Here is a 10,958-nt window from a genome sequence, read left to right as displayed (position 1 = left end):
CTAACCGAAAATGTTGAACCGGTTTACGTTACGCGTTGGGCTTATAATCTGTTTGTTTGTCAGCGCAAGTGCAGCTCAAGCTGACTCTGCTTGGGGTATCTATCGTGAGCGCTTCGTTAGTGCAGAGGGGAGGGTGATTGACACAGGTAACCATAATATCAGTCACTCGGAAGGCCAAGGGTGGGGCATGATGCTAGCTCAGCATTATAATGATCAAAAAACCTTTGATGAAATATGGGGGTGGACACGTCGTCATCTTAGTCGACCAGATGTATCCCTTTTCTCTTGGAGATATGATCCACGTGAAAAGCCAGCAGTGCGTGATCTTAACAACGCAACTGACGGCGATCTATTTATTGCGTGGGCATTATATTTAGCTTCAGAACGTTGGAACAGCGCCAATTATGCAAGTGCTTCTAAAAGCATTCGAAGCGCTGTTTTAGACAATCTTATTTACGAAGTTGCTGGTTTTCAGGTGCTACTGCCAGGGATTGAAGGTTTTCAGCGTGAAGAAGAAGCGGATATTAACCTCTCATATTGGTTCATTCCCGCGTTACAAGACTTTTCTGAAATTGAACCGAATGAGCTCTGGGACCGCCTGATTAATGACGGCGTTGAATTGCTGGATCAATCACGGTTCGGTGCCTATCTACTACCGACGGATTGGGTTCAGATTAATCAGCAGGGTGAGTTAGCGCCAGCAGCTAATTGGGCGCCAAGATTCAGCTTTGATGCCGTTCGCATCCCGCTTTATTTTGTTTGGGGTGGGCGTGAGGAGGCCAGTGGTCTTGGCAGTATTACGGCTTTTTGGAATGACCCTGCTCACCAGCCAGCCCCAGCTTGGGTGGATGTGGTAAGTGATGAGCGTGCTGAATATCCGATTTCCCGTGGAGTGGATGCGGTAAGAGCCTATGTCCGTGGCGAAACGCTGCCTAGTTCAATTCCTCAGCCCCAGGACGACTATTTTTCGGCAACTCTTCTTATGTTAGCGCATATGGCAGAAGATATGCGTTAACGTTTTATTGTAAAAAGCTATTTAACCACCCGTGTAAAAAGTAAATAAACAGCTTTTCGTTAGTACTAATTAAACTCTGCTTGATAGTGGGGTTCCAATAGTGGCTCAAGTGCTGGCCAGACATTGTCTAGAATAATCGGCTGCGCATCGGCCGTCGGGTGAATGCCGTCGCTCTGCATGAGGTTTTTTTCTAAGGCGATATTTTCAAGTAAGAAAGGCACCAGCGGAATGTCATATTCGTCCGCCAGGGAATGGAAAACGCCGGTGAACGCATCACGATACGCTTGCCCGTAGTTAGGCGGAATATCGATACCTAACAGCAGTACCTCAGCGCCTGACTCTTGGCTCTGCTCAATCATACTGGCTAAATTCGCCTGCATTTGATTGGGGGCTAAACCGCGCAAACCATCATTGCCGCCTAATTCAAGTAGAACAATATCCGGCTGCCGCTGTCCGATAACTTCAGTAAACCGTTGTAGACCTCCGGATGTGGTTTCACCACTAATGCTGGCATTAATCACCTGTGCGTCGCCGTCTAAACGCTCAGCCAGCAAAGTCACCCATCCCTCTTCACGCTCAATACCGTAGGCGGCGCTTAAGCTGTCGCCCATTACCAGCAGGGTGGGGCCACTGTCAGTATTGACTGTCTTGTCGTTACTGACAGTCTCTGCGTTGATAGATCCAGAGGCAAAGGTGACTATCAGTAGCACCAGCCAGCCGGTTACCATGCGGTTCAGTCCATGCCATGCCACAGGGATGCCACGCTTCATGTCTTACTCCTCAAGTCAAAGCTCTTCAAATCCAGACTCTTCAAAATCAGGCCCTTCAAATCCAGACTCTTCAAAACCAGGCCCGTCAAATCCAGGCTCCTCAGATAAAACCGCCAATTCATCTATTGATAAATCAATGTCGAGCGTGCCACCTCAGAGCGATCGCCAGTCCCTTACCGACAGCCAAACGGGTAGCGATGTTCCCCATGCTGCCCACCAAGCTGTTTCTCAAAACATGGCTAAGCAGTCAGTATTGCACGCTGAAAAGCTGTCGAAAAAAGTGACTAGCGGGGAACGCTCACTGACTATCTTACACGACCTGTCGCTAAGCGTAGCGGCGGGGGAAAGTGTCGCTATTCTGGGTAAAAGCGGTGCGGGTAAATCGACGCTGCTGGGTCTGCTAGCAGGCCTCGATACACCTAGCGACGGTGAACTAACGCTATTCGGTCACGCGCTGAGTCGTTTGGATGAAGATGGGCGTGCAGCATTGCGCGCTGGGCGGGTAGGTTTTGTATTTCAGAACTTTCAGCTATTACCTACCTTGAGCGCGCTTGAAAACGTCATGCTCCCGCTTGAACTGTCACCCCGCGCTGGAGAAACGCAAACTGCCGCGCAGTGGTTAGCGCGAGTGGGGCTGGGTGAACGCGTGGATCATTTACCCAAACAGCTTTCCGGCGGTGAGCAGCAGCGTGTTGCCGTTGCTCGCGCTTTCGTGGCCGACCCTGAACTGGTATTTGCCGATGAACCAACCGGCAATCTCGACCCTGATACCGGCGGGCAAATTATTGATCTGCTCTTCACTCTTAATCGCGAGGCGGGCACTACGCTTATTTTGGTCACCCACGATCATGCCTTGGCGCGGCGCTGTGACCGCTGCTTGCGTTTGGATCATGGTCGACTGGAGCCCTTTGTGCCCTCAGCGGTGACCAATGAAGAGGAGACGCCATGAGCGATGTGAACTGGCGGCTGGCAATGCGCAGTCTCAGGCGAGACCTGCGCGCTGCTGATGTACGTGCACTCTTTATCGCCCTGGTATTAGCCGTGGCGGCTTCTACCATGATTGCGTTTTTCCTTGATCGTTTAGAGCGCGGCTTGGAGCGCCAGGCAGGCCAGATGCTGGGTGGCGATCTTGTGCTAGAACAGCGTGATCCGTTTTCAATGGAGATGCGGGAGCGCCTTGAGAGTGCCGGCTTTGTGCTGAGTGACCAAGTTGACCTAGTCTCGATGATTAGCCGCGGCGAGCGGTTTCAACCCGCCAGCCTAAAAGCGGTCGATGATGTTTACCCTCACTACGGCGTTTCCCATGTCGATTTTGGCAATGGGATTGAACAAATTGCCTCTGGCCCACCGCCTGGAGAGGCATGGGCCGATCCGCGTTTAATGGAACTGGTCGATATAGAGTTGGGCGATCGCGTGCAAGTGGGGCAAACCGAACTGATCGTTAGCGGGATTATTGAGCGTGAAGCGGATCAGTCCGGCGGTTTTGGCAATTTTAATCCGCGCTTGATGATGAACACAGCGGATGTTGAGGCCACTGGCCTTGTTCAAGAAGGCTCGCGAATTGAGTTTGAAATTTTAGCCGCAGGCCCTCCTGCTGCGCTGGATCAAGTGCAAGGCCTGCTTGAAGAGCTGCGACGCGACGGTGTCGAAGTCCGTGATGTACGCGTAGACCGGCCCCAGTTGGGCAATGCGCTACAGCGAGCTGAAAGTTATCTTGGCTTAGCCGGACTAGCGGCGGTACTGCTGGCGGGCGTAGCGGTGGCGATGTCTACCCGCCGCTATGTGGAGCGTCATCTGGATACCGCCGCGCTACTGCGCTGCTTTGGTGCTAGCCAGCGCCAGCTAGTAACGATTTTTGCGCTGCAGCTGATGGGCTTAGCGCTAGTAGCGGCGGTCATCGGCGCGCTGCTCGGACTGATTGGCCAGGCGGTACTGATCTGGCTGTTGGTGAGCTTTCTGCCTATGACGCTGCCGCCGCCTGGCTTCATGCCGCTGGGGTTAGGAGTATTTACCGCTTTAGCCGTTTTGGTCGGGTTTGCAGGGCCAACGCTACTGCGCATTAAACGCGTCAGTGCGTTAAAAGTGCTGCGCCGTGAGCTGGATCCGCTGCCGCCTTCGGCTTGGCTGGTGGTCGGCGTGGCGAGTATCGTGTTTGGCGGGCTACTATGGCTCTACTCCGGTAGCCTGCCGTTGGCTATTGCGTTGCTGATCGGTGGCGGGCTGTTATTGGGCGTGCTGTGGGTGATCAGTGCGCTGATGCTTAGCGGTTTGCTGCGCGTCGTACAGCGGTTTTCCGGGCGCAGTGAGTGGTCCCAGGCGCTGCGTTTAGGCGGTCGCCAGTTGGCTCGGCGTCGGCAAGCGGGGCTGGGGCAACTGCTCGCATTTTCGGTCACTTTCTTTGCCATGGCGATGATCGTGCTAGTGCGTGGCGACCTGCTCAGCACTTGGCAGGACCAACTGCCTGAGAACACCCCCAACTACTTCGCAATCAATATTCAGCCTTCCGAACGTGACCCTTTTGAAGCAGCGGTTTCACCGCGGGTGGAAACCCAAAGCACGCTATATCCCATGGTGCGCGGGCGTGTCATCGGCATTAATGGCCAGTCACCTCGAGACGCAGTGCCTGCAGATGCGCGGGGCGATAACTCACTGCGTCGCGAGCTCAACCTTACCTGGCAATCAGAGCTACCCGAAGGCAATGAGGTGGTCGCCGGGGAGTGGTTCTCAGCCTCGCAAGCAGACAAACAAGAGAGTCAAGGCTGGATGGGCGCCGTCGAGACAAAGCCTCAAGCGGCTCCGGTGCCTATCTCGATGGAAGATGGGTTGGCTGAAAGGCTTGGGTTGGACATTGGTGACGAGATGACATTCTCGGTAGGTAGTGACGAAATCGCTACCCAAATTACCAGCTTGCGCAGCCTAAATTGGGATAGCTTTCAGCCTAATTTCTTCGTTATCTTTCCACCGGGCGTACTGGAGCAGTTTGGGCATAGTTACATCACCGCCTTCCACCTGCCTGAAGCAGAGCAGGGGCTGATACGTGAGCTGATCACTGACTTTCCTGGGGTCTCGCTGCTTAATGTAGACGCCATTTTAGGCCAGGTGCGGGATGTGCTCGCCCAGGTTACCCGGGCGGTGGAGTTGGTACTCGCGTTGGTGCTGTTGGCGGGCGTTAGCGTGCTGTATGCCGCGCTCACCGCAAGCCGCCCGGTGCGCGCCCACGAAAGCGGTCTGCTGCGTGTATTTGGCGCAGGCAGCCAAATGATTTCGCGGGTGCAGGGGGCTGAATATGCGCTGTTAGGTTTTGCCAGTGGGTTGATGGGGGCGGTACTGGCAGAGCTGACCACGGCGACGCTTTACATCTACTTGTTGGATCTAACCCCGCGGTTTCACCTAGGGCTGTGGATTTTACTCCCCGCGGGCGGAGCGGTGCTGATTGGTGTCATCGGCCATGCGCTTTCACGGGGGCTGCGCCGTCAGGCGCCGGCAGCCAGTCTGGGTCTGCTCGGCGAAGCCTAATGGTGGATCACTAATCGCCTATTTCGTAATCCAGAAGCCAACGACGATGGCGCTGATGACAGCAATAAAAAAGACCAGATTACGGGTGCGGGTATCGCGGTGTGGTTTCATAACGGTACCAAATGAGCGTGGAGGGAAAAGAGGCAGAAGCATTACGCCCGGCATGGTACCGTTTGAAGCCTACGCCGTCATCTTGCGGGTGACGCTGTTTCTTTAGGATTGTTAAATATGCCTCAATCTAGCTCTACGGCCGCGCGCGCTACGGCGCAGCCGCTTTCTCTTGCTCAGGGGCGCCTTGCCGCGCTGAGCTGGGGCCGAACGGATGCTCCCACTTGGCTCGCCCTGCACGGCTGGCTGGATAACGCAGCCAGTTTTTCACGTTTAGCCCCGCGATTGGTCGAGGCGTTGGGTATTCGTATTGTGGCAGTGGATTTTCGTGGCCATGGGCATTCGTCACACGCGCCGGCAGGCGCTGATTATGCGTTGTGGGACTACTGCAATGACGTGCTCGATGTGATGGAATCGCTTGGCCTTGAGCAAGCCAGCTTGATTGCCCACTCGATGGGGGCGGCGGTTGCTTGCTTGCTTGCCGCTTCACTGCCGGAGCGTGTTGAGCGGCTAACGCTAATCGATGGCTTGGGGGCGCTCAATACACCTGTTGAAGAGACCGCCAGCCAACTGCGCAAAGGTCTGAATGCCTACCGCCGACCACGTTCACGTGCACCGCGCTACCCGGATATCGAAAACGCTGTTGCCGCGCGCGTGGCAGGCGGCGTGACGCCCGTGGATAGCATGACGGCGACCCCGCTAGTGGAACGCAATACCCAGCCTACCGCTGACGGACATGTGCAAATGCGTACCGATAGTCGGCTGCTAAAACCATCCTTGGTGCGTTTTACCCCCGAGCAGGTGCTGGCTCTATTGGCAGAAATTAATGCACCGGTATTATTGATAGAAGGCGAGCAGGGGATTTTGGGCGAACGCGCTTGGGCGGTTCAGGCGCGTCAAGCAGTCAATGCGTTAACCCGCCATGTGCTGAGTGGCGGCCACCATTTGCACTTGGAACCTCGCGCCGTGGAGAAAGTCGCCACCGTAATCGTCGGCCATTGGGATGGTAGCCAGCTGCGCTGAACGTATTGAGAGGGAAGATTATATGAATGAACTGGCCCACTTGAGTGGCGGCAATAGAGTCGCGCTAGTGCTGGGTAGTGGCGGTGCCCGCGGTTATGCCCATATCGGCGTTATTGAAGCGTTAGAAGCGCGTGGTTTTGAGATTATTGCCGTGTCAGGATGCTCAATGGGCGCGCTGATTGGCGGAATTTATGCCGCAGGCAAGCTACCGGAGTATCGCGACTGGGTGTGTAACTTGGATTATCTCGATGTGCTTAAGCTGGTTGACGTCACCTGGAGCCCAATGGGCGCAATGCGCGCCAGCAAGGTGATGAGTAAGCTGGAAGTGTTGGTGGGCGATATCTTAATCGAAGACCTGGCGATCCCGATCACGACTGTGGCGACGGATTTAGTACGCCAGCGGGAAGTGTGGTTTCAAAACGGTCCACTACTACAGGCGATTCGCGCCTCGATTGCCGTACCGGGCGTGATTACGCCGGTGCATTTGGGGGAGCAGGTGTTGGTAGATGGCGGTCTACTTAATCCGCTACCTATCATGCCGGTGGTAGCCGCCCATCAAGCGGATTTTGTGGTGGCGGTTAACGTGACTGCGCATAGTCCGCTGCCGGTCACCCTGGAGGAGCTATTGCCCGACGAGGCAACGGCCGCCGACAGTCGCACTAAAAAAGAGATCGACACTGAGCAGCGCATGGGTAACTGGATAGACGATGTGCGCACGGCTACTCGCAAACTGTGGAGTGGACTGGGAGCAAACGGTGAGGCTGAAGAAGATGAGCTTGAAGAGACCACCGAAGCGCGCGGTAAGCGCGAGTGGAGCAAGCTCGACATGATTTTGGAGTCGTTTGATATTACCCAGGCGGCGCTGGCCAAGTATAAGGTGGCGGGTTACCCGCCGGATGTGCTGATTGAAATCCCTAAAACCGTTTGTAGTACCTATGAATTCCACCGGGGTAGGGAGTTGATCCGCTTAGGGCGCCACTTAGCGGATGAAGCGCTAGAGCGGCGAATGCCCAGTATCGCCTCTGATGCTACTGATTGAAAGGCTAAGTACTGAGGACTGATTAGTTAACGGCCCTGCAACGCTACTGGCCGCGTTTGCGCAGCAGGACATACACCGCCCCGGTGCCGCCATCGATATCAATCGCCGAGCAGAATGCCAGCACCCCAGGCCATTCTCGTAGCCATGCATTGGTGTGGCTTTTGAGCACCGGGAAGTCAGAGGTCGTGCCCCATGCTTTTCCGTGCACCACCAGCACGCAGCGCAAGCCTTGGCTCGCCGAGTCGCGCAGAAAACTCTCCAGTTCCACGCGCGCTTCCTCCAGTGTGTAGCCATGCATATCCAGCCCCGCCTGCCATGCCGTTTGGCCGCGCTTTAGCTGGCTAAAGGTCCGCCACGGTAGGTCGGGGACACTGAATTCTAAATATTCAGAGGGGCGTACCGCTTCCACCCGACCATCCGAGGTGCGCCCGCTGGCTTGGGTGGCGCTGCTCTCTACCGCCGCGTTTCGCCGTGCTTCGTGAGCTTTGCCGTCGCGTTTGGGCTTACCTGGATCGGCCTTATTGCTGACGATCGGTCGAACACCCGCTGCTTTCAACGCGTCGCGAAAGGCACTGATATCGTCATCATCGGGCAGGTGGCGGTGTTGCGTCATGGCAGGCTCGGGTGGCTAAAAAAGTGTAAAAGAAGAGCAATCAAATAAAGAAGCACAGTATAGCGGGCTGAGCGTTGCTGTGAACCGGACGGCGTCAAAGGTACAATCTTTATTCGTCATGTGGATAGAGCGTTTTCACGCTTATCTATGCTTATCGTTGCCCAGGAGTCGCTGTGACCACGCATCTTAACGCTGAGAATTCTCACTCAACTCTATCCCAGCCCGAATCGGCACTGGTGAGCGAGCTGTTTACACTGCGCGACTACTTGCGCTGGGTCTCCAGCGAGTTTTATCTGGCGGGCCTGCACTATGGCCATGGTACTGAATCCGCTTGGGATGAGGCGGTAGCGCTCTGTTTAGGTGCGCTGCACCTGCCGTGGAATATTGACCCAGCGGTATTGGAAGCGCGGCTGTTGCCTGTTGAACGCCAGCGGATAATTGGCCTGGCGCGGGAGCGCATCACCACCCGCCGCCCGCTGCCCTATTTGCTGGGGGAGAGTTTTTTTGCCGGCCACCCGTTTCACGTTGACGAACGGGTGCTGATTCCGCGCTCGCCGATTGCTGAATTGATTGAAGATGGCTTTGCCGCCTGGTTCCCAGAAGAGCCGCCCGCCAGCGTGCTGGATCTATGCACCGGCTCCGGCTGTATCGGCATCGCCACGGCCCTCTATCTACCCACTTGCGAAGTAGCGCTTGCTGATATCAGCCAGGAGGCGCTGGCGGTGGCACGTCAAAATATTACCCGCCACGATGTAGGTGACCGGGTGCGCGCGGTGGAATCTGATGTATTTAGTGGTCTGGAAGGTAAGCGTTATGATTTGATTGTCTCTAACCCGCCCTATGTGGATGCCCGTGATCTTGCCACCATGCCCGCCGAGTTCCGGCATGAGCCTACCCTGGCACTAGGCGCGGGCCGCGATGGATTGGATATTGTCCGGCGCATACTGCGTGAAGCACGGGAGCACTTATCTGAAGAGGGCTGGCTGATTGTAGAAGTCGGTAACTCTGATCGCCATGTGGAAGCAGCGTTTCCCGACGTGCCTTTCTTATGGCTTGAATTCGAGCGTGGCGGCCAGGGCGTATTCGCTCTGAGCGCCGCTGAACTCGACGCCCATGCGGCGTCTTTCGTGTGAGGAACTAATCGCCATGTCTGGCAATACGTTTGGCAAGCTATTTACTGTCACTACCTTTGGTGAAAGCCACGGCCCTGCACTTGGCGCGATCGTTGATGGCTGCCCGCCTGGGCTGCCGTTAAGCGAAGCCGATCTACAGCGTGATTTGGATCGCCGCCGGCCGGGCAGCTCGCGGCATACCACTCAGCGCAAAGAGCCTGATCAAGTGCGCATTTTATCGGGTGTGTTTGAAGGTAGAACCACCGGTACGTCGATTGGGCTGTTGATTGAGAATACCGACCAGCGATCCAACGACTACTCAAAAATCAAAGACCAGTTTCGACCCGCCCACGCGGACTACACCTACCACCATAAATATGGCCACCGTGACTATCGCGGCGGTGGGCGCTCTAGCGCCCGTGAAACCGCTATGCGCGTCGCTGCCGGGGCAATAGCCAAGAAATTTTTGGCTGCGCAGGGGGTGCAGGTTCGTGGCTATATGAGTCAGTTAGGCCCGATTAAGATTGAGTTCAAGCAGTGGAAATCAGTCGACCAAAATGCCTTTTTTTGCCCAGATCCGGAGCGCGTAGCCGACCTAGAAGGCTATATGGATCAACTGCGCCGGGACCAAGACTCGGTGGGCGCTGAAATTACCGTGATCGCCGAGGGCGTACCGGTAGGCTTAGGCGAACCGGTGTTTGATCGCCTGGATGCTGACTTAGCGCACGGTTTAATGAGCATCAATGCAGTAAAAGGGGTCGAGATTGGCGCAGGTTTCGGCTGTATTGCCCAGCGCGGCAGCGAGCACCGTGATGAGATGACGCCTGAAGGCTTTCTTTCTAATCACGCGGGCGGGGTGTTGGGCGGTATCTCCAGTGGCCAGCCCATTGTGGCCCGGTTAGCGCTAAAACCTACTTCCAGCATCACCACACCTGGGCGCTCTATTGATATCCACGGTCAGGCGGTAGAGGTGATTACCAAAGGGCGCCATGACCCCTGCGTGGGTATCCGCGCAACGCCTATTGCTGAGGCGATGATGGCGATGACGCTACTGGATCATTGGCTACGCCAGCGCGGCCAAAATGGCGATGTGAGCGTTGATACGCCGCGTTTAACGCAGCGCTAAAGCCAAACGGTAAGGTTGACAGTTCGCTGCTACACTCAAACAAAACAATATAGCCAGCACCAAGCAGGAGCCGCCTATGAAGATTAACGTTGAGTTTGACTTGACCCCAGAAGAGTTTCGCCAATCGCTGGGATTGCCAGATGTCGAAGTCTTTCAGAAAAACCTGCTGGAAAATATTCAGCGGCAGATGGAGTCTGGGGTAGAGGGTTATGACCCTATGAGCCTCATGCGGCCTTTCCTGCAACAGCCGATGATGCAGCAAGGGCTTTCACAGGGGTTAGCTAATTTCGGAACTTATCAGCAGATGATGCTGGATATGCTGCGTCAAGCAGGCACTTCCAGCGACTCTGCTGCCAGTGATAAGGAATCAAGTCAACGCGCCTCAAGTCAGACTACATCGAACAAAGAGCCGTCGAACAAAGAGTCGTCGAACAAAGAGTCGTCGAGCGAGAAGAGTGCCAAGGCTAAAACCACCGCCTCTTCGCGCTCCCGAGCAAAGGGCTAGAGGATTACATGGTAAGGACGCTAACTGAAGTATGTTGCAATGCATCATGTCAGCCACTATCCTTTTTGCAGTGCAGCAAAATGAAGTAGAGTTAAATCGCGATGAGTCACTCCAGGCTCATGCCAAGGAAT

At 55.4% G+C, this 10,958-nt stretch carries 10 protein-coding genes; 8 read left to right on the top strand and 2 right to left on the bottom strand.

What is annotated here, in order from left to right; translation table 11 throughout:
- The first annotated feature begins 10 nt into the window (after positions 1–10).
- Positions 11–1,015 (top strand): glycosyl hydrolase family 8, encoded by a 1,005-nt coding sequence (locus QT230_RS07195; protein ID WP_308320913.1) that lies wholly within the window; start codon positions 11–13, stop codon positions 1,013–1,015.
- A 65-nt stretch (positions 1,016–1,080) separates the two neighbouring features.
- Here QT230_RS07195 and QT230_RS07190 read toward each other — a convergent pair whose 3' ends face one another.
- Positions 1,081–1,785 (bottom strand): arylesterase, encoded by a 705-nt coding sequence (locus QT230_RS07190; RefSeq protein WP_308320912.1) that lies wholly within the window; start codon positions 1,783–1,785, stop codon positions 1,081–1,083.
- Between the two features lie 136 nt (positions 1,786–1,921).
- Here QT230_RS07190 and QT230_RS07185 point away from each other — a divergent pair, with 136 nt between their 5' ends.
- The 4 genes from QT230_RS07185 (at position 1,922) to QT230_RS07170 (ending at position 7,471) form a co-directional block, all read left to right on the top strand.
- A complete protein-coding gene (locus QT230_RS07185) occupies positions 1,922–2,734 on the top strand; it encodes an ABC transporter ATP-binding protein (protein WP_374694447.1) in 813 nt (270 codons plus the stop codon).
- A complete protein-coding gene (locus QT230_RS07180) occupies positions 2,731–5,301 on the top strand; it encodes an FtsX-like permease family protein (protein WP_308320911.1) in 2,571 nt (856 codons plus the stop codon). The genes QT230_RS07185 and QT230_RS07180 overlap by 4 nt, the downstream gene beginning before the upstream one ends.
- Before the next feature lie 228 nt (positions 5,302–5,529).
- Positions 5,530–6,432, top strand: a complete 903-nt coding sequence (locus tag QT230_RS07175) for an alpha/beta hydrolase (protein ID WP_308320909.1) — start codon at positions 5,530–5,532, stop codon at positions 6,430–6,432.
- A 22-nt stretch (positions 6,433–6,454) separates the two neighbouring features.
- The gene (locus QT230_RS07170) at positions 6,455–7,471 is read left to right on the top strand and encodes a patatin-like phospholipase family protein (protein WP_308320907.1); all 1,017 of its coding nucleotides are present in this window, start codon (positions 6,455–6,457) and stop codon (positions 7,469–7,471) included.
- A gap of 43 nt (positions 7,472–7,514) precedes the next feature.
- Here QT230_RS07170 and QT230_RS07165 read toward each other — a convergent pair whose 3' ends face one another.
- Positions 7,515–8,084, bottom strand: a complete 570-nt coding sequence (locus tag QT230_RS07165; protein WP_308320906.1) for a Smr/MutS family protein — start codon at positions 8,082–8,084, stop codon at positions 7,515–7,517.
- Between the two features lie 173 nt (positions 8,085–8,257).
- On the opposite strand from QT230_RS07165, the gene prmB reads away from it, so the two are divergent.
- The 3 genes from prmB (at position 8,258) to QT230_RS07150 (ending at position 10,827) form a co-directional block, all read left to right on the top strand.
- Positions 8,258–9,217 (top strand): 50S ribosomal protein L3 N(5)-glutamine methyltransferase, encoded by a 960-nt coding sequence (prmB, locus tag QT230_RS07160; RefSeq protein WP_308320905.1) that lies wholly within the window; start codon positions 8,258–8,260, stop codon positions 9,215–9,217.
- Positions 9,218–9,230: 13 nt separating this feature from the next.
- Positions 9,231–10,322, top strand: coding sequence for a chorismate synthase (aroC, locus tag QT230_RS07155; RefSeq protein ID WP_308320904.1), 1,092 nt, complete (start codon positions 9,231–9,233; stop codon positions 10,320–10,322).
- 76 nt (positions 10,323–10,398) lie between these two features.
- Positions 10,399–10,827, top strand: a complete 429-nt coding sequence (locus QT230_RS07150; protein ID WP_308320903.1) for a hypothetical protein — start codon at positions 10,399–10,401, stop codon at positions 10,825–10,827.
- The last annotated feature ends 131 nt before the right edge of the window (positions 10,828–10,958 follow it).

Source organism: Halomonas sp. SpR8 (genome assembly GCF_031010195.1).
Classification (GTDB): domain Bacteria; phylum Pseudomonadota; class Gammaproteobacteria; order Pseudomonadales; family Halomonadaceae; genus Vreelandella.
Note: the sequence above shows the minus strand (reverse complement) of the source record. Positions and strands in the feature narration are given on the sequence as shown.